The organism is Bhargavaea ullalensis (assembly GCF_042432615.1).
Taxonomy (GTDB): Bacteria; Bacillota; Bacilli; order Bacillales_A; family Planococcaceae; genus Bhargavaea; species Bhargavaea ullalensis.
In genome coordinates this window covers 59242-81016 of record NZ_JBHLWY010000001.1, presented here as the reverse complement: position 1 = coordinate 81016, position 21775 = coordinate 59242, and the positions used below count along the sequence as shown (strand labels likewise).

Sequence of the window (21775 nt, the reverse complement as noted above, 5' to 3'; positions counted from 1 at the left end):
CGGCTTTCTTTTTATTTCATCAGTCCGTCGTGGATGTTTTCGATGTTGTATTTCAGGAAATTCGTGTACGTTTCGCCTTCGGAGCCCGGTTTGCCGAGTTCATCCGAGTACAGCTCGTGCGCAATCGGGACGCCGGTTTCATTGGATACCGTCTCCATCGGCCGGCGATCGACGTTCGATTCGACGAACAGCGCCGGCACGTCGTGTTCACGGACGAAATCCACAAGCGATTTGATCTGTGCCGGGGATCCGTTTTCTTCCGTATCAATCGCCCAGATGTAGCCTTCCTCGAGTCCGTATGTCTTCGCCAAGTACTGGTAGGCGCGCTCGCTCGTCACGAGAATGCGTTTCGTTTCCGGGATTTCCGCGATTTTGTCTTTGTATTCCTGGTCGATTTCCCGCAGTTTATTCAGCATATTTTCCGCATTCTTTTCATATTCATCTTTGTGGTCCGGGTCAACTTTGACAAATGCATCCCGGGCATTTTCGACCATCTGGATGCCGACGGTCGGATCGAGGAACGCATGCGGGTTCACTTCGCCTTCGTGTCCTTCTTTGTCCGACAGGTAAAGCGGTTCGACCCCTTCCATCAGCTCGAACACCTTCGACTCATCGGTGCCGGTCGTGTCGAGAAGGCGGGAGAACCAGCCTTCCTCGCCGCCTTCGAGGTTCAGCCCGTTGTAGAAGATCACATCTGCGTCGGATGTTTTCTTCACGTCTTCCGGAAGCGGCTCGTATTCATGCGGTGCGGTCCCGATCGGCACCATCGAGTGCACGGAGACCCGGTCGCCGCCGACTTCATTGGCGATATCGTACAGAATCGAGAACGTCGCGACGACGTGCAGTTTGTCTTTGCCGGCGTCCTCTGCGGTTTTGCCGGAGGTATCCTTGCCGTCTTTGCTGCCGCAGGCGCCGAGCGTGAACGCCGCAACGAGCAGGAGAACGAGCGCCCCCCACAGTTTTTTCTTCAATTGAAACAAACCCCTTTCTTTTCTGGCGGCCTGCAGCGGAACAACCCCGCTGCGCCGTTTGTTCCCGCCACGGATCCCGCAGCTTTTCTTCCAATAAAATCAGTCACCGTTTCGCGCCGCCTTGCGGTTTTTCGAAGTGCGCATGCTCCGCCAGAGCAGTCCCTGCTTCGGCGAGAAGAACAGGGCGAGCAGGAAGAGGGCGGTCGCGGCGAGCACGATGACCGCACCCGAAGACAGGTTGTAGTTGAAGCTGACGTACAGCCCGATCACCGCCGAAAGTGCGCCGAAAAGAGCGGACAGGCCGATCATGACCGGCAGCCGGTCGGTGAGCAGGTAGGCGGTTGACGCCGGTGTGATGAGCATCGCGACGACGAGGATGATGCCGACCGTGCGGAGCGAGGCGACCGTGACGAGCGTGAGCAGCACCATGATCGCGTAGTGGATGAGCCGGTTCGGCAGGCCGAATGTTGCGGCGAGCGTCGGGTCGAACGTCGTGACGAGCAGTTCTTTATAGAAAACGATGACCGTGATGAGCACGATCGCCCCGATGACGAGCGTCGTCCACATGTCGGCGGAGCGCACGGCAAGCACGTTCCCAAACAAGATGCTCGTCAAGTCGACGCTGCTCGCCGCCTTTGCCATGAGGATGATCCCGAGGGCAAAGAACGCGGAGAAGATGATGCCGATCGCCGAGTCGTTCTTAATGCGGCTTTTCTCCGAGACGAATCCGATGCCGACCGACGTGAGCACGCCTGCGACGACCGCGCCGTAGAAGTAGTTCACGCCGAGCATGTAGGAGATCGCGACGCCCGGCAGTACGGCGTGGGAGATGGCGTCGCCCATGAGCGACATGCCGCGAAGCACGATAAAGCAGCCGATGACACCGCAGATGATGCCGACCATCACCGATGTGAACATCGCCTTCTGGAGGAATCCGTAGTTGAGGATGTCTGTGATGAATCCGCTCATAGGCCGCCGCCTCCCGCGATGAGTCCGCCGAATGTTCCGTAAGCCTGCTCCATATGAACGGGCCGGAGCACTTCATTCGCCGGTCCGTAGGCGATCACTTCGCCGTTCAGCAGCAGAAGGTCGTCAAAGTAAGCAACGGCCTTCGACAGGTCATGGTGGACGACAAAGATGCTTTTGCCGCTGTCGCGCAGTTCTTTCAGCAGCCCGATGATGACTTCTTCGCTTGAAGCGTCGACGCCGACAAACGGCTCATCGAGAAACAGCAGGTCCGCATGCTGAAGCAGCGCGCGGGCGAGGAACACCCGCTGCTGCTGGCCGCCCGACAGCTGGCCGATCTGCCGGTTCGCGAATTCTTCCATGCCGACTTTCCGGAGGCTTTGGAGCGCCTCCTCCTTTTCCGCTTTGCCCGGCCGGCGGATGAGTCCGAGCGACGGATAAGACCCGAGCAGCACGGTGTCCCGCACATTGATCGGAAAATCCCAGTCGATCGAGCTTCTCTGCGGGACGTAGGCAATCCGCTTCCGCATTTCCTTGAGCGGCTTTCCGTCAAACCGGACGGTGCCCCGGTCGGTGTGAAGCAGACCGAGCACCGCTTTCATGAGTGTTGATTTTCCTGCGCCGTTCGGGCCGATGATGCCCGTCATCCGGCCGTGCGGTGCCGAGAAGCTGACGTCCCGGAGCACTTCCTTGCCGTCATACGACACGCGCAGATCGTTCACATCCAATGCTAAATCCATGTCATCACCTTTTTTCAGACTAGTATATGTGGAATGGTCAATAAGTTTCCCTTGCGCAACTTTTAATCTATTTTATCCCCGTTGACCGGGAAAGTAAACCCTTCGGTAGGCGGAATTTCGGAAAAGTCGAAGAAAGGGACCAGATCTCTGCGTGGTACAATCAAGCAACAAGACAGGAGGAGATGTTCATGCCGGCAGATATTGGAGTGGATTCTCTCGTTTCACAGTCATTGACGGTGTACAGCGGCGGCTTTGCGCTCGTGCGGGAAGAGCGGAGGCTGCCTTCCTTTCCCGAAGACGGGGTGTTCCGGTATCTCGGCGTGGCGCCGCGGATCGAGGCGGAGTCGGTGCTCGTCGAGGGTGCGGAGATCCGCTGGATAAGCTATGAATACGACCTCGCGGACAAGAATAAATTACTGGAGAAGTACATCGGCCGGGAAGTGACGGTGGCCGACCGGAAAACAGGTGTTATTCGGCGGCTGCGCCTGTTGAGTGCACAAAACGGACTCGTCCTGGAAGACACGGTGTCGGGTGAACTAGTGGTGGATCCGGAGGGTGAACTCCGGCTGCCGAAACTGCCCGGCGGACTTGCCCAGCAGCCGTCTCTCGTCTGGCAGGCACTGTCGGACGGGGAGGAAAGCGGACTGGTGCGGGTGAGTTATCTGACGGACGGCCTGACGTGGGAAGCCGAATATGTGATGTTGCTGCCGCCTGAAGCGGGCGCGGAAGAGACGTTCAGCCTGACCGGCCGGATGGCGGTGACGAATGAATCGGGCAGGTCCTTTGAAGAAGTGACGCTGAGCGCGGTGGCGGGAAGCGTCCGCCGCACCGCAAGCGGGCCCGTTCCGCGGATGGCGTACGGAGCGGCGGTCCAATCCAAGGGACTGCCGGAACCCGAAGCATTTGCCGACTATCATCTGTATCCGGTTCCGTTTAAAGTGACGCTGAACGAGGGGCAGACCAAGCAGATCGGGCTGATGGAGGCGGAGCGGGTGCACGGAAAAATCATCTACGAGGCGACTTACCGGGCAGAGAAACCGGACGTGGTGCTCGTGTTCCGCAACAGCGAAGAAAACGGCCTCGGAGTCCCGTTGCCCGAAGGCCGGGTCTGGATGTACCGCCGGGCGGCTGGCGGTCCGGCCGAGTTTATCGGCGAAGACCGGATCGAGAACACGGCCAAGGATGAAACGGTCCGCGTGATCGCCGGCCGGGCATTCGACATCACGATCGATTCGGGGCTTGCTGACTCCAAGGTGACGGGACGGTATGTGGAAGAAACATACGTCTATGAGATCCGCAACGCCAAGCAGAGTGACGTCGAGGTATTGATCCGGCATGCCGTCCACGTGCGGGACTGGGAACTCGTCGAATCGAACTTCCCCGCGGAGCGGCGATTCGACGAAGTGAGGATCACGGCGGAAGTGAAAGCCGGGGGAACGGCCACCGTCCTGTTCAAGATCCGTCTTGATCGAGGAGCGACGGGCGGGGTGAGCGGGTGAATGTCGGGATAGCGGCGCCGAATGTCGGGATACGCTCCGCGAAAGTCGGGATCGCGCGGTTGAATGTCGGGATACACCCTGTGAAAGTCGGGATCGCACGGTTGAATGTCGGGATCGAAGCCGCCCCGTGGTGAATGTCGGGATCGAAGCCGCGCCGTGGTGAATGTCGGGATAGAGGCGCCGAATGTCGGGATGCGCTCCGCGAAAGTCGGGATCGCGCGGTTGAATGTCGGGATAGGAACCGCGCCGAGGTGAATGTCGGGATAGCGGCGCCAAATGTCGGGATACGCCCTGCGAAAGTCGGGATCGCACGGTTGAATGTCGGGATCGGAGCCGCGCCGAGGTGAATGTCGGGATAGCGGCTCCGAATGTCGGGATACGCTCCGCGAAAGTCGGGATCGCGCGGTTGAATGTCGGGATAGGAGCCGCGCCGAGGTGAATGTCGGGATAGAGGCGCCGAATGTCGGGATACGCCCTGCGAAAGTCGGGATCATGCGGTTGAATGTCGGGATCGAAGCCGCGCCGAGGTGAATGTCGGGATAGAGGCGCCGAATGTCGGGATACGCTTCGTGAATGTCGGGATACGCCCTGCGAATGTCGGGATCGAAGCTGCCCGGAGAGAAGTCGGAAAAGAACCGCCCCGGGGCTGAACCTTTCCGATGCGTCGTCGTCTTGTTAACCGGGCGGGAATGCGGCCCGATCAGCGCGGGCCCCAAAGAGCGGGTGGGCACGGCTTTTATTCCCGAAAGTCGGATTGCGCCCGCAGCGGGCATCTAGTAAACTGTGGGTAGAAAATCGGAGGGACCGGATGGAAAGCTGGATCGTGCAGTTCATGGCGGAGTTCGGGTATGCGGGCGTGTTTCTGCTGATCTTGGCGGAGAATGTGTTTCCGCCGATTCCGTCGGAGGTCATTTTGACGTTCGGCGGATTTCTCGCGGCGGCAGGTCCGCTGACGAAACCGATGGTGATCGGCGCGGCGACGCTGGGTTCTGTCGCAGGCGCACTCGTGCTTTACGGGATCGGCCGGGTGTTTGACGCCGACCGGATCGGCGGGCTTGTCGACCGCTGGGGCGGCGTGCTCCGGCTGACGCGCGCGGATATTGAGCGGGCGGATGCATGGTTTGACCGGCACGGGCACTGGACGGTGTTTTTCTGCAGGCTCGTGCCGCTCGTCCGCAGCCTGATTTCGCTGCCGGCCGGGATGTCGCGGATGCCACTCGTTCCGTTTGTCGTCCTGACGTCCGCGGGCAGCCTGCTCTGGAACACGGTTCTTGTGTCGCTCGGCGCCGCGGTCGGGGAAAACTGGCAGGCCATCGTCCGGTACATGGACATGTATTCCGCCGTTGCCTACTCGGTCCTCGGACTCCTCCTGGCCGCCGCCGTCCTCTCGTATTTTAACTTCCGAAGAAAGCGGGCTTAACTTTATATGGAATTATTTGATTTGATCAAAGCACTCATCCTCGGCTTTGTCGAGGGCATGACCGAATTCGCGCCGGTGTCGTCGACCGGGCACATGATCATCGTCGACGACATGTGGCTGAGAACCGAAGAATTCCTCGGCAAGTACTCGGCAAATACATTCAAGATCGTCGTCCAGCTCGGATCGATTTTGGCGGTCGTCGTCGTGTTCTGGAAACGGCTGTTCAGCTTGATCGGCCTGTACCAGGGCGACGTGACGGACGGCAAGATGAGCGAGCGGTTCAACCTGCTGCACGTCATCATCGGCATGCTGCCTGCCGTCATTATCGGATTTGCGTTCAAGGACTTCATCGATGACCACCTGTTCAGCGTGAAAACCGTTATCTGGGCGCTTGTCGCCGGTGCGATCCTCATGATTGCGGCCGATAAGCTCGGTCCGAAAAAACCGCGCATCACTTCGCTCGACCAGATCACGTACCGCCAGGCGCTTGCGATCGGACTCGTCCAGTGCCTCTCGCTCTGGCCCGGCTTCTCGCGCTCCGGCGCCACGATTTCCGGCGGTGTCCTGTTCGGCCTCAACCACAAAACGGCCGCCGACTTCACATTCATCATGGCCGTTCCGATTATGGCCGGCGCGAGCCTCGTCTCCGTGATGAAGAACTTCGATGAAATGACCGCAGCGCACCTGCCGTTCTACATCATCGGCTTCGTGAGCGCGTTCATCTTCGCGCTCATCTCGATCAAGTTCTTCCTCAAGCTCATCGATAAAATCAAACTCACCCCGTTCGCCATCTACCGCCTCGTCCTCGCGGCGGTGCTGGCATGGGTCGTGTTTTAAATTAGTGAAACCCCGCCAATTGCGGGGTTTTTTTGAGGCAGAAGAGCCGCCTCAGTCCCTGTGTATGTACTTCGGCCTACGAATCAATCCGTCTCTTAAACCAAATGACGCACCTGCCCGTTAAACTTATCCGACTAGGTTACTGAATATTCAAAACTCTATTGTTTAATGTTCATCCCACTGATAATCTATCCAAGAAAGCCAATTAAATCAGAGGGGTGTGGGGGGAATGAAGAAGTGGGCTGGAAGAGTAGGGGCGCTCGCGCTTTGTGCAGGACTTTTGGTACCGGCCGTGCCGGGGGAAGCATTGGCGAAAGAAGAGTCGCACCATGACTTTTCGATCTCCGGTTTTACGGACTATGCCGAGATGACGAAGAAGCTCCAACAGATTGCCAAGAGCAGCAAGGGGCTTGTGGCGCTCGAGGTGGCGGGGCAGTCCAATCAGGGGCGGGATATTTACACGGTCCGTGTCGGCTCGGGGGACAAAGTGATTTTGATCCAGAGTGAAATCCACGGCAATGAGAAAACCGGTACCGAGGCCATCCTGAATGTCCTCAAGACCGTATCCGGGAATTCGCCTTAGGCCAGGGCGCTCCGGGAAGAAGTGACGTTCGTCTTCATGCCGATGATGAACCCGGACGCTTCCGAAGGGGACAAGCGGCGCAACACGATGACATGGGCGGAAGTGGTGGAAGACTTCCCGCAGCTGGCAGGAGCGCGGCCTTCGTGGAATTACCTGGACCGCGGCATCCAGCAAATGTACGACTACGGGAAAAATCCGGGCTTTGACGTGAACCGGGACTTCAACCCCGACCTGAACTATGTCCCGCAGCCGCAGGACTTCCCGGGCAACTCCGCATCGCCGGGCTGGTTCATCACGCCTGAAGCGCAGACGTCAAGAGACGTATACAAGTCGCTCACGGACGAGTTCGGAAAGGTCGATGTGTTCATCGATCTGCATCACCAGGGTCTCTACTACGTGGACGGCACATCGGACGAAGTCACCCTGTCGCTTTCGGGCAATTTCGTGCCGGATCCGTCTTCTCCTGAAGGCGCCAAGTATGCACAGTACGCGGACAAGTACAATTATGACTTCTCCCGCCAGCTGAACGTGGCGGCATATGATGCACTGCAATCGGTCGGCAACTCGATCTTCAACAACATCACGCTTTATTCGCAGGGGCTTGACCTGCCGGGGACGGCACTCGGAAGCTACGCGCTCAACGGCAGCGGGACGGTGTTGTTCGAAGTGACGGGTCAGACGCAGTCGTTCGGCCAGAAGAAAAAGGGCCAGCTCGTGAAGGCGGTCGAACGCGGCCTCACCGGAATCATCGATGCGGTTGCGGATGACTCGGTCTATGGGCTGGATCCCGAAGCATACGAAGACATTCCGCTCACTGCCTACCAGCCGGCTGACTGATCGGCTTCAAAGAACCCTCGCGTTGTGCGGGGTCAGTCTGTAGACAAAACGTACCCGGAAAAAAATTTCCTGGGTGCGTTTTTCGTGTTACGACCGAAATCGCAACGGTCGGAACCAGCCCGTCCGTCAACGGGTATCACGGCTCTTCTTCCCGGCCGGGGGGAAAGTCCCTGACCGGGCGGTGCGGACCGCGGCGAAAGGCCCTTGCGGAAACGGCGCTTTTCGGTCGTCCGGCATATGGAAGCGCTTCCTTTGAACCGGTACGATAGATGTAGAACCGAACATGAAGGGGGAATGGAATTGAAGAAGACGATGATGACGATGGCAATCGCGGGGGCGCTGACGCTCGGGGCGACGCAGGTAGCGCCGATGCAGACGGAGGCGGTCGGCAACGGGCCGGGTTACGGTGGCAATGAAACGATCAACACGTCGATTCTGACGAGCCACAGCGAAATGGCGGCTTTCCTGAGAAAGCAGGAGGCCAAGCAGAAGGACATGCAGCTGGAAGTGATCGGCCAGTCGATGAAGGGGCGCGATCTGTTCCTCGTGAAGTACATGAAGAATCCGGACAATCCGACGATTCTTTTCCTCACCCAGCAGCACGGGAATGAGGCGCTGACGACGGAAGGGGCGCTGGACTTCATCAAGAGCCTCGGCACCGGCAAGATGAAGGGCGTGACGGACAACGTGAACATCCTCATCGTGCCGCGGCTGAATCCGGACGGAGCCGCGGGGGATGTGAACTTTTCGCTCGATGATTATGTGGCTTCCGGCGACCACCACCTGACGCGCTACAATGCAAACGGCGTGGACCTGAACCGCGATCATGTCACGCGGATCCAGCCGGAAACGAAGGCGCTCCATGACAATGTGCTGTCTGCTTATGACATCGATTACATGATTGACCTTCATCACCAAGGGCCGAACAGCGAAGTGGACGGCGAGCTCGTGTCCGGCTCCATCCTGTATCCGACGACTCCGAACGTGAGCGATGATGTGTTGGCCGGGTCCAAGCAACTCGGGGCCGTCGTCTATGACGCCATCAGCAAGAAGGGCTGGGGCCATATCGGCAAATATCCGGGCGGATCCGCAGAGACGATCAGCCGCAACGGAATCGCTGTGGAATACGGCATATCCACGATTCTTTTTGAGATGAGGGGCATGGCCGACCATGAATATCCGTCTTATGTGCTCGGCCAGAAGAGCAACGGCTACTTGATCAAACAGACCGTCACCACGCTTGAGTCCACCACGCGGGCAATCGCCGACGGATCCATCCATTCAAAGGACACCTCTTTCTGGGACGACCTGCCGACGCAGACGAGCCGGCAATCCGAGGAATAATGAAAGTGAAGGAAGCATCCGGCCGCCTGGGCGGGGATGCTTCCTTTTTTAGGTTATGAGCTTCCATTTTCGCCAACTGAACCCAGCTTTACCCTCTTCCAAACATTCACCGCATTCTCCCGATTGGGACTTCGGGAAAACGCCTTCATTTCAGTCGGACTGTCCGATATACTACTCGAAGTGCCTGTACGAGGCACTTCAATGACTGAATATTTATTGTCATCTAAGAAAGGAGAAAACATGGAAACGACAAAGAAAAAGGGGTTTTTCCAAAAGTTCCTCGACACCATAGAAACGGCGGGCAACAAGCTCCCGCACCCGGTGACGCTTTTCGCCGGCCTCGCACTTCTCGTGCTGGTCCTTTCGGCGATTGTTTCGTCATTCGGCATTTCGGTGGAGCATCCGGGCAAGCCGGGTGAAATGATCGAGGTGAAGAACCTCCTAAATAAAGAGGGAATCCACTACATATTCACGAGCATGACCGACAACTTCATCGGCTTCGCACCGCTCGGCGTCGTGCTTCTGACGATGCTCGGCATCGGGGTGGCGGAAGGGTCCGGCCTCATTTCGGCTGTGCTCCGCGGGTTCGTCATGTCGGTGCCGAAGCGGCTCATCACGCTCGGCCTCGTGTTCGCGGGCGTCATGTCGTCCGTTGCATCCGATGCGGGATATGTCGTGCTGCCTCCGCTCGGGGCGGTCATCTTCGCCGCGCTCGGCCGGCATCCGCTCGCGGGTCTCGCCGCAGCGTTCGCCGGGGTGTCCGGAGGGTTCAGCGCGAACCTGCTGCTGTCCGGGACCGATGCACTCCTCGGCGAGCTGACGATCCTCGGCGCGGACATCATCGACCCTGCCTATGCGGGCGGCATGAACATCGCGATGAACTATTACTTCATCGCCATCTCCGTCTTTGTCCTGACCTTCGCAGGTGCCTGGGTGACTGAAAAGATCATCGAGCCGCGCCTCGGCGAATACAAGGGCGAGTTCCGCGAAAGAATGGAGAAGCTCACGCCTGTCGAGAAAAAGGGCATCCTCTGGGCGGTCATCTCGGTCGTGGTCGCACTCGGCCTCATGCTGCTCCTCGTCCTGATTCCCGGCGCACCGCTGCGCGGAGATGAAGGCGACATGCCGATCATCCGCTCGCCGTTCATGAGCTCGCTCGTTCCGATCATCGCGATCCTGTTCTTCATCCCTGGACTCGTATACGGAAAAGTGACGAAAGCGATCCGAAATGACAAAGATGTCGCGGAAATGATGGGCAAGACGATGGCGTCGATGGGCATGTTCATCGTGCTCAGCTTCACCGCCGCCCAATTTGTCGCCTACTTTGCCGAGTCGGGCATGGGCCTCGTCCTCGGCGTGTACGGCGCTGAATTCCTGCAGAGCATCAAGCTCACCGGCATTCCGCTCGTCCTCCTGTTCATCCTGATCGCCGCGTTCATCAACCTGTTCATCGGCAGCGCCTCCGCCAAGTGGGCGATGATGGCGCCGATCTTCGTCCCGATCATGATGCAGCTCGGGTACTCGCCGGAACTCACGCAAATGGCGTACCGCATCGCCGATTCGTCGACGAACATCATCTCGCCGCTCATGACCTACTTCGCGATCATCATCGCCTTCGCCCAGAAGTATGATAAGAAAATGGGCATCGGCACACTCGTTTCCACGATGTTCCCGTACTCGATGGTCTTCCTCGGCGTCTGGAGCGCCGTCCTCATCATCTGGATGCTCCTCGGTTTGCCGCTCGGACCTGATGCACCGATCTACTATAACGGAAATTAACCACAGGAAAAACCCCGCTGAGGCGGGGTTTTTTCGTGGGCGTGGACAGGAAGCGTGCCCCATCGTCCGACTGGCCGGCAGACGAAATCATTCGACTCGGAGATGGAATCGTTCGACTGAAGCCCCTAATCGTTCGACTCGCCGGAAACCAGTCCGGCTGAAGAAGAGGGCAACCGGCTATCCGGAAAAAGCAAAGATAATTGTCGGATGAAATAAAAAACGTTTGAATAATCAAGGACATAGCAGGTTGTCCTCCCTTGTCCGACTTGCGTTAAGCCGAGGGACGTGAGGATCCGGTGGGAGCTGCTGGAACTGCTTAGCTGGAAGAGTTCGCGGAATTGGCGGGGGTAAATGACTCTTCCTCCGAGAAGAAACCAATCCAAGAGGGTCGTGGCGTAAGGAACCTGGCTGGACGGACCGCAGACAAGGCAGTCCCACAGTCGTTCGCTGACCCGGTCGAGTGCGGTTGAGCAAGTGCAAATGGGCCCCCAGAAAATATCTTCTCGAGGGACCTGTACGAAGTCGCAAAAAGGAAAGGGCAGGAACGGGAGGTGTTGCTGACGGATGGCGTCTGCAAGGTTTTGGATATTATCCGATGTCCAGATCGAAGGTTGGCGCTGATAACTGCGAAGCAGGCTTCGAAGTTCACGCAGCCGGATCACAGGAAGACCGGATGGAATATATTCGACCGTGGGATTCGCAGTCAACACAACGGATCCGCCAACTTTAGCTTGTTTTTGTTGCAGACCAAGCCAGACTTCCAGGCTTTCCTGCTGATCCTGGAACTGGGCAGCGGGACAGTCCACCGACTGGACGATTATCCCGTTTTCCCATTTCTGAAGCTCGGCCGGTCCTTGGGTGAAGCGCAGCCTGCCGCCAATCTGCTTGGCCTCAAACACAAAGACCCCCGCAGGCAAAAGGACAATTGCATCGAGCTGGATAAGTGCGCCAAACGGCAGGGGGAGACTCACATCCCATAGAACTTCACTGCCGGCCGGCAATCCGGTGGACAGGATCGTCCGTAGTAATTTTTCTTCTCCGGCCAGGCCGGCCTTTCGGTTGTGGAGCTGTTTTTCCAGCTCTTTTCTTTTTGCCGCGGTTCCCTTGAAGCGAGTAATGATGCGCTCATTGCAGTAAACGATCAGCTTTGCCATCGACTGACTTTTAACAGCCCCCACCTGCTCTCCAGTAGTTTGACTCCACCATAGCATGTCGCATCAAGCCGGAGAAGAAGGAGGGAAAGCGGAAAATTAGTGCCTGTGGATAACTCGGTCAATAACGGAAAAAGAGATGTTGAATTTCAAATTTGGCATCGGCTGAAACGGCGTTTGTCGAATAAATAAGCATTAAGTCCCGGTCTGGTTTAATTTAAAAAACGGTCAATCCCCCATCCCGCACCCCCGTTTTGAAATCATTCGACTCGGAGCCCGAATCGTTCGACTCAGAGAGTTAATCATTCGACTCGCGGGGTGAATCGTTCGACTCAAGCCCTCAATCATTCGACTCAGCTAAACACAGCCGTTCCCGCGAACAACTCACGAACGGGGAGCCGGCTTCCTCAACACGAAAAGGACGTCCGTGATAGCCGGACGCCCCTCGCTCTCCATCAAACCTCCACCACACCCCCGGGTTCCGCAAGTTCTGTGCTGTCGCCGAACGCTTCCATGGCGGCGGCGCGGATCACCTGCACATCGCCGTCCTGCGGCAGATGCGTCAGCAGCAGCCGCTTCGCCCCCGCGAGCCGCGCCAGTTCGCCCGCCTCGCTGCCGGCCATATGCCCCGGCGACTTCCCTTTGTATTCCTCATACAGATTCGCCTCGCTCACCAGCAGATCCGCACCCGCCGCAAACCGGGCGAGCCCCTCGAAAAACTCCGAGTCCGCGGTGAACACGACCGACTTGCCGTCCGCCTCAAACCGTGCGGCGAGACAATACACCGGATGCACCGTCTCCGCGAACGTCACCGAAAACGGCCCGATTTCATACACCTCACCCGGCGAAACCGCCCGACCCTCGGTAACTTCTTTGTACGACAAGGCCGCAAACCCCTCGGCATCCCGGTCGTGCCCGTAAATCTCCAGCTTCCGGAGCGGCTTCCCCGTATAGTACGAAATCAGATGATGATACTGCAGGCTCCCGATATCCGCCACGTGATCCGCATGATAATGACTCACCACCACCGCATCGATCTCATCGAGCGTCACATACCGCTGCACCTGCGACAGCACCCCGCTCCCACAGTCGAACAGCACCGTAAACCCGTCATGCTCAATCAAAAACGACGACGTCGCCGACTCCGCCTTCGGATAACCGCCCCAAATTCCCACCGGAATCACCTTCATACAATCCCCTCCCAAACCTTGATACTCTCAGTCTACCACCGAACACCCCGTCCTACGCAGCCCGTCCGGTTAAGCCGATCCGCGGCACGTCTTCCCAAAAAGCCCTCTCGTCCCCGGGTGACCGCCCGGCCGCAGAAATAGTAGAAAAGAAGGAACGAGGAGGTTCGGGACAATGGCTGAACGGATTTTGATTGTGGAAGATGAAGAGAATATCGCGCGTGTGCTGCAGCTCGAGCTGGAGTTTGAGGGGTATGAGGCGGGCGTCGCGCATGCGGGGGATGAGGGGCTCATCCGGTTCCGCGAGGGCGGCTGGGATCTCGTGCTGCTCGATCTCATGCTGCCGGGGCTGTCGGGACTCGATGTGCTGCGGCGCATCCGGGCGACCGATCCCGCGGCGCCGGTCATTTTGCTGACGGCGAAGACGGAGGTCGAGGACAAGGTCGCGGGGCTCGATCTCGGGGCGAATGATTATGTGACAAAGCCGTTTGAGATCGAGGAGCTGCTCGCCCGGATCCGTGCGGTGCTTCGGACGGCGAAGGCGCTGAACGGAAACGGCGGGGCGGCCGGCGGCAACGGGCAGCCGGACCATGTCCATTCGTTCGGCGGGGTGACGCTCGATGAGCATACACGCGAAGTCAACCGCGACGGCCGGGAGATCGAGCTCACGCCGCGCGAGTATGACCTGCTGCTTCATTTCCTCAAGCACCCGAACCAGGTGTTTGAGCGCGCGCAGCTGCTTGATGCGGTATGGGGCTTCGACTATTACGGCGACACGAATGTCGTCGATGTATACGTCCGCTACGTGCGCAAGAAAATCGGCGACGGGCTCATCCACACGGTGCGCGGCGTCGGCTACGTGATGAAGGAAAGCACGAAATGAAGCTGAAAACCCGGATCCATGTGTTCACGACGCTGCTCATGTTCATCATTCTCGCGGCGGTGAGCACGGGGATTTACTTCCTGTTTGCACATATGACGTATGACCGGCAGGCCGAACAGCTGCGGGCGCGGGGGGAGGAGCTGATGGTGATGCTGAATGAACTCGGACCGTCCGACGCCCGCCCGGAAGTCGTCCGGGCGTACACTCCCCCGACGGGAGCCATCCAAGTGACCTGGGAAAACGGAGAGAATCCGATTTTCAGCGACACCGACAAACGCGTGAGGAAATTCAAGCCGAAAACGGATCCGGACAAACCGTACACGGTAACGAAAGTCGACGGCACGAAGGCGCTCACCGTGACGCTGCCGTACATCGATCCGGCGGGCGGCGTCGCGTCGATCCACGTTACGCAGCTGTCAGGCGACATTGAGCATAATCTGTCGACGCTGCGCTGGATCCTGATCGGCATCGCTGCCGCGGCGATGATTCCGGTGTTCGCCTCGAGCGTTGCACTCGGCCGGATCGTCACCCAGCCGATCGGCAGGCTCACCCGGACGATGCGCGCCAACCGGGAAGACGCGACTTACGAAAAGATCGACGAGCCGGACGGCCGGGACGAGCTGTATGAAATGACGCTCGCCTACAACGATATGATGGAGCGGCTCGGCCGCAGCTACGAAAAGCAGGAACGCTTCGTCTCCGACGCCTCCCACGAATTAAAAACGCCGATCACCGTCCTGGAAAGCTACGCGCGCCTGCTCAAACGGCGCGGTTTCGGCGATGAGGCAGTGGCGAATGAAGCCGTCGATGCGATGCTCGGCGAAGCGGTCCGCATGAAGATGCTCACCCAGCAGCTCCTGGATCTCGCGCGGTCGGACAAGCCCGATTCGTATAAATTTGAGCAGGCCGACGTGCGGGCACTTGCTGAAGAAGCCGTCCGGCCGATGCGCCAGGCGTATGGCCGGGACTTCTCCGTGGAAGGGCCGGAACACGCACTGGCCGAGACGGATCCGGAAAAGCTCAAGCAGCTGCTGTTCATCCTGCTGGACAACGCGCGCAAATACAGCGACGGTCCGGTGAAAGTGACGCTCGATGAAGAAGACGGGCGCGTGTGCCTCTCCGTCGCCGACTACGGCCCCGGCATTCCCGAGGAAGCCCGGCCGCATCTGTTCGACCGGTTTTACCGTGTCGGCACCGACCGCAACCGGAAAACCGGCGGGACCGGCCTCGGCCTCGCCCTGGCAAAGGAAATTTCAAATGGAATCGGTGCGGACATCACCGTCGAAAGCGTCGTCGGCATGGGCACCGTCTTCCGCCTGAGCCTGCCGAAAGAGCGCGGGAGTGCGTGACGGGGGACGGTTCGTGCCCGTCACTCAGCAATTTCTAATCTTCCCCCTGTATGATGGAAGGCAAGAAGGAGGAGATCGGCATGGCGAAACCGAAATGGCTGCTGCCGGCGGGGCTCGGGGCAGCGGCCGTCATCATTCTCATCATCGTGGCGCTCACCGCTTTTCGCGGCGGAGAGGAAGCGCTCGCGGCGACTGACGTCAAAGACAAAATCATCAGCATGTATGGCGGCGAGGTGAAAGACATCCAGCAGGACGGCAGTGTCTACCGGGTCCAGCTCTCGCGCATTGACGGCGAATTCCTTGCCATTGTCGACTCCAACGACGGGGCCATCATTTCGCTTGAAAAGACCGGCAACGCAGAATTGATTTCCGAAGGAGACATCAAGGCGAAGCTCGCAGAACGCTACGGCGCAGAACCGGCCGGGCTCACATTGAAAGACGGAATTTATTCAGCCAAAGTGGAAAAAGACACCCATATAACGGACGTTGAAATCGACGCGTCCACCGGCGACATCACAAAGGAAGAAGTCACCGACAAAGCACCTGCAGAACCGGCAGAGCAACCGGTGGCCACGGAAAAGCCGGCCGCACCAAAACCGAGTGCAAATCAAGATCAAAACAAGCAGAACCCAAACCCGAATCACAATGGCCATCAAGGAAACAAAGGAAACAGCCAGGCAGGCAACCGCGGCAATCAAAGCAACACAAACCAGCCCGACAAGACGGCCCGGCTCACCGAAAACGAAGCGGCCGCCATCGCGCTCCGCGAAGTCCGCGGCGAGCTGGATGATGTCGACTATGAAGACTCGAATGACGGCGGCTATTACATCGTCGAGATCGAAGCCGGCGACATGGATGCCGAAGTCCAGGTCCACGCCATCACCGGCCGCGTGATGTCTGTCGTGTGGGATGACTGAGGGGGAAAGGGGGAAATCATCTTGAACGTGGAATTGACGAGATTCCGGGTGAAGCCCGGCAAGTCGGCGGTCGTCGACGAATGGCTCCGATTCCTGAATGAGCACATGAGCGATGTGCTCGTCACACTCGAAGGAGAGAAAATGTGGGTGGAAACCATCTTCCGCGAACAGCTGAACGGAGAAGAGTATTTGTACTGGTATTCCGTTCAGGGAGAAGGCGGCCTGGAAGTGGAACAATCCGGCCACTGGATCGACAAGAAACACCTTGAATACTGGGACGAGTGCATCGATCCCGATTTCAGACCGGTCGACTTGAAAACCGAAGTCGTCATGATCCCGGACCGGATCCGCGGAATGATGAAGTAAGGGGCGCGCCGTGCGCTCCTTTTTTTGTGGCTCTCAGCAATTTCTAATCTGTGCCTCACCGTCGTCTCATCCTGACCGGATATAGTGGGATCAACACCGAACAGGAGGAGATTCGAATGAGGAAAAGATGGATTGCGGCACCGGTTGCGGCAGGCGCGCTTGCCATCGGAGGGTTGGCGTTCGCGGCGAGCAACACAGAACTGGGCGAACTGGCACTTGTCGACTCGGCGCAGGCGAAAGTGATGCAGACATCCGCCGATTGGATTTCCGCCGACGAAGCGAAGGATATCGCGATAGAAGCGGCAGGAGGCGGAGAGATCCGCGAGCTTGAGTTCGACCGGGGCGACCGCATGTATGAGATTGAACTGCTGACGGATCAAGGCGAAGTTGACGTCGATATTGATGCAGTCAATGGTGAAGTGCTGAAACTGGAACGTGATGACGATGGACGGGATGATCGGGACGACGATGATCATTTCAAAGAAGGTCAACCTGATATCGCCGGTTTGATCACACAGGACGAAGCAATCCGCATCGCCCGGGAAAAAGCAGGCGAGAGTGTGCGTGTGCTGGAAGTGGAACTGGATGACGACGACCGGTATCCGGTCTACGAACTTGAACTTTCTGACGGAACGTTTGAATTTGAAGTCGACATCGACGCGAAATCCGGCAACGTGGTCAGTTTTGAAAAGGAACAAGAAGACTGAGCTTGCAACGGCATAAATAGAAGGAAAACGTGATGATTGCCCATCGACCGGAACTTCATTGCCCATTGCCAGAAAAGCAGCCCCGAATGTGGAGGTTGCTTTTTTTGAGTTGGAACATGTGTTCGGTAACCAATTACCTATTAATGATTGTGAAAACGATATAAAAGAATCAGTTTAAAAGAATGAATTGTAATTAATTATTCAGATTATTAGGTTTAAAGTTTTATATTAGGGTTAAAGACATAGGGAGGAAGCGACCGATTCCCAAAGCCGCATTAACAAGAATTGAGTCTTTCAGACCAATCTTCTGCATCGTTTTGATTGCGAAACGGGGGAGGAATGGTCGCGTTCAATTTTTTATATCGAAAGGGGGAGGCTTGATTCAGATCGAGTTTCATTGTCGAACGGGTTGAAGTCGGCCGGTCACCATGTCCTTCATAAAAATTGAAAGTGGGGATCTCATTGAAACGGATTCGGAAGAAGAAACCGGTCAATCGTCCTGCCTCAGTCAAACCAAGGCTGAAACGGATTATCGCCGCTTCTGGCTTTGCTTTTATTCTCGCAATGGGAACCATTCCGAACATCACCCTTGCCGCAGATGACAGCAACAATCTGAATCAAGCATCCGACCCTGAAACGGCACCGGCAGCCAGCCAATCGAGTGAAACAATTACACAACAGACAACTCAGCCAATGATCCAAACCCAACCGGAAAGCCAAAGTTACGGTGTAAATAAAGAAGAGAAAAAACCTCCATCCACTGTATCGGGAGGAGGGGCCGGAAACGATGAAAGCAAGAGCAAACCGGTAAGTCAAGGAGCCCAAAACAAGGACAACGGAAAAGTTCCTGGTGGCATAAATGGAAACAAGAACAACGGAAAAAGCCCAGAAGGAAACAAAGGAAAAAAGGGTAACGGAAATAAGAATAATGATAAAGGAAATAACAAAGGTAATAATGGTTCCGGAAATAATGGAAGAGGAAATGGCAATCACAACGGCAATAATAAGGGCGGCAACGGAAGTGGGAATAATGGAGACAGTAACGTAGGGAATGCGAACCCTGGATCCGGATCTGGAGGCAAGGACCCGGGCCAAGGGTCAGACAAACAAAATCCGGAAAAGGGAAATCAGAATCCGAACAACGGCCATAGTAAATCAAGCCACGGAAAAGGTGGCAAGGGCCAGAATAAACTGGGTCATGGTAATAGTGGAAAGGGACAAGGCAAACCAGACCATGGAAAGCCGAATCCGGATCACGGAAATGGCGACGAAGGGTCTGGCAATGGCAACGAAAATCCGGACAATGGAAATGAAAATCCTGACAAGGATGATGGAAAACTAGGAAAGGGACACAAACAACCAGGAAAAGGCAACAAATATCCGGGCAAGGGTGACAAGAATCCAGGGCACGGCGGCAAGCAACCGGGCCACAGCGGCAAGAACCCGGGCCACGACGGTAAGTATCCAGGCCACGGGGATAAGAACCCGGGCCATGGTGACAAGGAGCCAGGCCATGGTAAAGGTGATAAGGGACATGACAAGCACAAGGGTGACAAGAAAAAAGGAAAGAAATGTGACAGAGAGAACCATGTGAAAAAAGGTAAGGGCAAATGGGGCAAGGGGCATAAAGGAAAGTACCCGTGCAAACCGACCGATCCAAAAGATCCGGGCCCAACTGAGCCAACCGAACCAACCGAGCCAACCGAACCAACTGAACCAACCGAACCAACCGAACCAACGGAACCAACCGAGCCAACCGAGCCAACCGAGCCAACCGAGCCAACCGAGCCAACCGAACCAACCGAGCCAACCGAACCAACCGAGCCAACCGAACCAACTGAACCAACCGAACCAACCGAACCAACGGAACCAACCGAGCCAACCGAGCCAACCGAGCCAACCGAGCCAACCGAACCAACCGAGCCAACCGAGCCAACCGAACCAACCGAACCAACGGAACCAACCGAGCCAACCGAGCCAACCGAGCCAACCGAGCCAACCGAGCCAACCGAGCCAATCGAACCAACCGAACCAACCGAGCCAACCGAACCAACTGAGCCAATGGAACCAACAGAGCCAACCGAACCACCAACACCGACAAGTCCTATTGACGACGACACACCACCTGCACCGGGAACCGGCAGCGGCACCCCTCCAACCAAGCCGGGACCAGAAAAAGTTTCTGTTCCAACCAAGGTGAAGGGCGAAGTGTTCACAAAGCCGGCGAAAATTGTTCAAGCGTGGTCGCTGACGAATGCCGGATCGACCGGCGCTGGCACTCAAATGTTGCCGGAGACGGCAGTCGGAGGATTGGACCTCGGGCTCATCGGTCTCGGAACATTCCTTGCCGGGGCATATCTGTTCGCGATTGCCAGACGCAACCGGAAGCAAGCCTGATCCAGGAAGCGGGGACACCTCTGTCCCCGCTTTCATACTCTGTCTCTGTATAAAGGAGGGCAACCGATGAGACAGGCCGGCCTGTTCCTTATGATTGCCGGTGTGGCGCTCCTTCTCTTGATGGCCTGGCCGTACGTTGATCATGTCAGGAAGCAGCACGCGGCCCTGGATGAAGCGCATGCCCGGCTGTCTGAAATGAATCCGATCGCCAAGGAGAATTTTCTCACCGACGGTTTCTCTTCCGCGGCGGCCCCTTCGGTCGGAGAGCCTGCGGATCCTCTTCCCGCGGTCGAATTTACGGCTGCCGATGGAGAGGTGGTTGGGCTGCTCGTGGTTCCCAAGCTCGATAAGGAGTTGCCGCTTGTGGAGGGGGCGGATGAGGAGTCGCTGGCGATGGGGGTGGGACACGTAGCGCGGACGGCCTACCCGGGGCAGGGCGATCAGATCGTCGTTTCGGGACACCGGGACACCGTGTTCACGCGGTTCGGGGAGCTGGACATCGGCGATACGTTCGTCGTCCGAATGCCTTACGGCGATTTTGAATACCGGATCCATCACACCCGCATCGTGTCGGCGGACGATTTGACCGTGATCGGGCCGACGGGCGAGGAGGAGCTTGTCGTCACGACATGCTACCCGTTCCATGCGCTGGCCCATGCGACGGAGCGGTTCATCTTTTATGCCGTGCCGCGGTAGAGAACTAAAGGAACCCCCGGTCTCAGCGGCCGGGGGTTTTCTCGTGAAAACAAAAGGGCCCTCGGCGAAATGCCGTGGGCCAAATACCTGCATTCTCTAAAAGGGGGAAATAGAGAAGTGGGGTTGCTGTTATGTTACCCGGCTGTCCGAAATCTAATCACTTTTTCGAGAAATATTTTATTTTGTCGGTTAGAATGAGGGGAAAAGGGGGCGGCGAATGTGGAAATGACGGTGTTTTTGGTGGAGGACGATGAGTCGATTTTCCGGTCGCTGGAAGAAAAGCTCGGACAGTGGGGCCTGACGGTCAAAGGGCCGGATGACTTCCATGACGTAATGGGCGCTTTTTCGGACGCAGCGCCCCACCTTGTCATTCTCGACATCGGGCTGCCGGCATTCGACGGATTCCACTGGTGCCGGGAAATCCGGGCGGTTTCGAATGTGCCGATCGTATTCCTTTCCTCGCGCGACCATCCGATGGATCAGGTGATGGCGATGAACATGGGTGCTGATGACTTCATCCAAAAACCGTTCAACGCCGACGTGCTGCTCGCCAAAATTCAGGCGATCCTGCGCCGGACCTACTCATACGGCGAAGAAAAGCCGGATGTCGTCGAATGGAACGGGTCGGTTCTGGACTTGAAACGCGGGGTCATCCGGTCGGATGGAACAGAGATCGACCTGACCAAAAATGAATTCTTCATCCTCGCCGTCCTCGTGGAAGCCCGCAATGAGATCGTCTCCCGCGATGAACTGATCCGCAGATTATGGGACGACGAGCGGTTCGTGAACGACAACACCTTGACCGTCAACATTAACCGGCTCCGAGGCAAGCTCGAGGAAATCGGTCTCGGTGACGCCATCGTCACGAAAAAAGGCATGGGCTACATGGCGACGTCGGAGTGAAAGAGTCTGCAGGGCGAAATGCGACTCACTCGCGGGCAATTGCGTCTCACTCGCGGCCGAAAGCGTCTCACTCGGGTGCAAAAGCGACACACTCGCGACCAATAGCGTCTCACTCGCAAGATGAAGGAACGACCCGTGCCTGAGAGTAACCATTCAAGGCGGCGCCCGCGGTAAGCGAGCGGTTTTCTTCGACTGATGGAGTTCTTGGTGCTCCCGGGGCGAGTGGGATCATAGGCCTCATGA

The 21775-nt window shown here is 57.3% G+C and carries 18 protein-coding genes and 1 pseudogene; 14 read left to right on the top strand and 5 right to left on the bottom strand.

Going from position 1 to position 21775, the window contains the following annotated elements; all coding sequences use genetic code 11:
• Positions 1-11 precede the first annotated feature (11 nt).
• The 3 genes from ACFFIY_RS00330 to ACFFIY_RS00320 form a co-directional block, all read right to left on the bottom strand.
• On the bottom strand, positions 12-971 hold the full coding sequence (locus ACFFIY_RS00330; RefSeq protein WP_354198774.1) for a metal ABC transporter substrate-binding protein: 960 nt from the start codon (positions 969-971) through the stop codon (positions 12-14).
• A gap of 99 nt (positions 972-1070) precedes the next feature.
• Entirely contained in the window at positions 1071-1940 is an 870-nt protein-coding gene (locus ACFFIY_RS00325; RefSeq protein WP_354198772.1) for a metal ABC transporter permease, read from the bottom strand.
• Positions 1937-2677 carry a metal ABC transporter ATP-binding protein gene (locus ACFFIY_RS00320; RefSeq protein ID WP_354198770.1) on the bottom strand — a complete coding sequence of 247 codons (741 nt, stop codon included), beginning with the start codon at positions 2675-2677 and terminating at the stop codon, positions 1937-1939. Before ACFFIY_RS00320 ends, ACFFIY_RS00325 begins: the two co-directional genes overlap by 4 nt.
• Before the next feature lie 188 nt (positions 2678-2865).
• Between ACFFIY_RS00320 and ACFFIY_RS00315 the strand changes: the two genes are divergently transcribed.
• The 6 genes and pseudogenes from ACFFIY_RS00315 to ACFFIY_RS00290 all read left to right on the top strand — a co-directional run bounded on the left by ACFFIY_RS00315 (position 2866) and on the right by ACFFIY_RS00290 (position 10976).
• Positions 2866-4176, top strand: a complete 1311-nt coding sequence (locus ACFFIY_RS00315; RefSeq protein WP_354198768.1) for a DUF4139 domain-containing protein — start codon at positions 2866-2868, stop codon at positions 4174-4176.
• An 808-nt stretch (positions 4177-4984) separates the two neighbouring features.
• Complete coding sequence (locus tag ACFFIY_RS00310; protein ID WP_354198766.1) at positions 4985-5596, top strand: DedA family protein; 612 nt, start codon at positions 4985-4987, stop codon at positions 5594-5596.
• Positions 5597-5602: 6 nt separating this feature from the next.
• Positions 5603-6433 (top strand): undecaprenyl-diphosphate phosphatase, encoded by an 831-nt coding sequence (locus tag ACFFIY_RS00305; RefSeq protein ID WP_354198764.1) that lies wholly within the window; start codon positions 5603-5605, stop codon positions 6431-6433.
• A 229-nt stretch (positions 6434-6662) separates the two neighbouring features.
• Positions 6663-7853, top strand: a pseudogene (locus ACFFIY_RS00300) (M14 family zinc carboxypeptidase).
• A 294-nt stretch (positions 7854-8147) separates the two neighbouring features.
• On the top strand, positions 8148-9197 hold the full coding sequence (locus ACFFIY_RS00295; protein ID WP_354198762.1) for a M14 family zinc carboxypeptidase: 1050 nt from the start codon (positions 8148-8150) through the stop codon (positions 9195-9197).
• A 240-nt stretch (positions 9198-9437) separates the two neighbouring features.
• Positions 9438-10976, top strand: coding sequence for an AbgT family transporter (locus ACFFIY_RS00290; protein WP_354198760.1), 1539 nt, complete (start codon positions 9438-9440; stop codon positions 10974-10976).
• Between the two features lie 125 nt (positions 10977-11101).
• On the opposite strand, the gene ACFFIY_RS00285 is transcribed toward ACFFIY_RS00290, so the two are convergent.
• A complete protein-coding gene (locus tag ACFFIY_RS00285; protein WP_354198759.1) occupies positions 11102-12130 on the bottom strand; it encodes a nuclease-related domain-containing protein in 1029 nt (342 codons plus the stop codon).
• A gap of 452 nt (positions 12131-12582) precedes the next feature.
• On the bottom strand, positions 12583-13317 hold the full coding sequence (locus ACFFIY_RS00280; protein ID WP_354198758.1) for an MBL fold metallo-hydrolase: 735 nt from the start codon (positions 13315-13317) through the stop codon (positions 12583-12585).
• A 172-nt stretch (positions 13318-13489) separates the two neighbouring features.
• Between ACFFIY_RS00280 and ACFFIY_RS00275 the strand changes: the two genes are divergently transcribed.
• The 8 genes from ACFFIY_RS00275 (at position 13490) to ACFFIY_RS00240 (ending at position 21532) form a co-directional block, all read left to right on the top strand.
• Positions 13490-14197 (top strand): response regulator transcription factor, encoded by a 708-nt coding sequence (locus tag ACFFIY_RS00275; RefSeq protein WP_354198756.1) that lies wholly within the window; start codon positions 13490-13492, stop codon positions 14195-14197.
• On the top strand, positions 14194-15546 hold the full coding sequence (locus ACFFIY_RS00270; RefSeq protein ID WP_354198754.1) for a sensor histidine kinase: 1353 nt from the start codon (positions 14194-14196) through the stop codon (positions 15544-15546). The genes ACFFIY_RS00275 and ACFFIY_RS00270 overlap by 4 nt, the downstream gene beginning before the upstream one ends.
• Before the next feature lie 80 nt (positions 15547-15626).
• Positions 15627-16463, top strand: a complete 837-nt coding sequence (locus ACFFIY_RS00265) for a PepSY domain-containing protein (RefSeq protein ID WP_354198752.1) — start codon at positions 15627-15629, stop codon at positions 16461-16463.
• Between the two features lie 21 nt (positions 16464-16484).
• On the top strand, positions 16485-16829 hold the full coding sequence (locus tag ACFFIY_RS00260; RefSeq protein WP_354198750.1) for a DUF6176 family protein: 345 nt from the start codon (positions 16485-16487) through the stop codon (positions 16827-16829).
• A 116-nt stretch (positions 16830-16945) separates the two neighbouring features.
• The gene (locus ACFFIY_RS00255; protein WP_354198748.1) at positions 16946-17536 is read left to right on the top strand and encodes a PepSY domain-containing protein; all 591 of its coding nucleotides are present in this window, start codon (positions 16946-16948) and stop codon (positions 17534-17536) included.
• 462 nt (positions 17537-17998) lie between these two features.
• A complete protein-coding gene (locus ACFFIY_RS00250) occupies positions 17999-19933 on the top strand; it encodes a hypothetical protein (RefSeq protein WP_376837124.1) in 1935 nt (644 codons plus the stop codon).
• A gap of 66 nt (positions 19934-19999) precedes the next feature.
• Entirely contained in the window at positions 20000-20629 is a 630-nt protein-coding gene (srtD, locus tag ACFFIY_RS00245) for a class D sortase, LPxTATN-specific (RefSeq protein ID WP_354198038.1), read from the top strand.
• Positions 20630-20854: 225 nt separating this feature from the next.
• The gene (locus ACFFIY_RS00240) at positions 20855-21532 is read left to right on the top strand and encodes a response regulator transcription factor (protein WP_354198036.1); all 678 of its coding nucleotides are present in this window, start codon (positions 20855-20857) and stop codon (positions 21530-21532) included.
• Positions 21533-21775: the final 243 nt, after the last annotated feature.

What these genes read in the sequence shown, in the direction of transcription:
- ACFFIY_RS00325 (WP_354198772.1), bottom strand. Translation starts at nt 1,940, where the DNA reads ATGAGCGGATTCATCACAGACATCCTCAACTACGGATTCCTCCAGAAG.
- ACFFIY_RS00320 (WP_354198770.1), bottom strand. Translation starts at nt 2,677, where the DNA reads ATGGATTTAGCATTGGATGTGAACGATCTGCGCGTGTCGTATGACGGC.
- ACFFIY_RS00315 (WP_354198768.1), top strand. Translation starts at nt 2,866, where the DNA reads ATGCCGGCAGATATTGGAGTGGATTCTCTCGTTTCACAGTCATTGACG.
- ACFFIY_RS00310 (WP_354198766.1), top strand. Translation starts at nt 4,985, where the DNA reads ATGGAAAGCTGGATCGTGCAGTTCATGGCGGAGTTCGGGTATGCGGGC.
- ACFFIY_RS00305 (WP_354198764.1), top strand. Translation starts at nt 5,603, where the DNA reads ATGGAATTATTTGATTTGATCAAAGCACTCATCCTCGGCTTTGTCGAG.
- ACFFIY_RS00295 (WP_354198762.1), top strand. Translation starts at nt 8,148, where the DNA reads ATGGAATTGAAGAAGACGATGATGACGATGGCAATCGCGGGGGCGCTG.
- ACFFIY_RS00290 (WP_354198760.1), top strand. Translation starts at nt 9,438, where the DNA reads ATGGAAACGACAAAGAAAAAGGGGTTTTTCCAAAAGTTCCTCGACACC.
- ACFFIY_RS00285 (WP_354198759.1), bottom strand. Translation starts at nt 12,130, where the DNA reads ATGGCAAAGCTGATCGTTTACTGCAATGAGCGCATCATTACTCGCTTC.
- ACFFIY_RS00280 (WP_354198758.1), bottom strand. Translation starts at nt 13,317, where the DNA reads ATGAAGGTGATTCCGGTGGGAATTTGGGGCGGTTATCCGAAGGCGGAG.
- ACFFIY_RS00275 (WP_354198756.1), top strand. Translation starts at nt 13,490, where the DNA reads ATGGCTGAACGGATTTTGATTGTGGAAGATGAAGAGAATATCGCGCGT.
- ACFFIY_RS00270 (WP_354198754.1), top strand. Translation starts at nt 14,194, where the DNA reads ATGAAGCTGAAAACCCGGATCCATGTGTTCACGACGCTGCTCATGTTC.
- ACFFIY_RS00265 (WP_354198752.1), top strand. Translation starts at nt 15,627, where the DNA reads ATGGCGAAACCGAAATGGCTGCTGCCGGCGGGGCTCGGGGCAGCGGCC.
- ACFFIY_RS00255 (WP_354198748.1), top strand. Translation starts at nt 16,946, where the DNA reads ATGAGGAAAAGATGGATTGCGGCACCGGTTGCGGCAGGCGCGCTTGCC.
- srtD (WP_354198038.1), top strand. Translation starts at nt 20,000, where the DNA reads ATGAGACAGGCCGGCCTGTTCCTTATGATTGCCGGTGTGGCGCTCCTT.
- ACFFIY_RS00240 (WP_354198036.1), top strand. Translation starts at nt 20,855, where the DNA reads ATGACGGTGTTTTTGGTGGAGGACGATGAGTCGATTTTCCGGTCGCTG.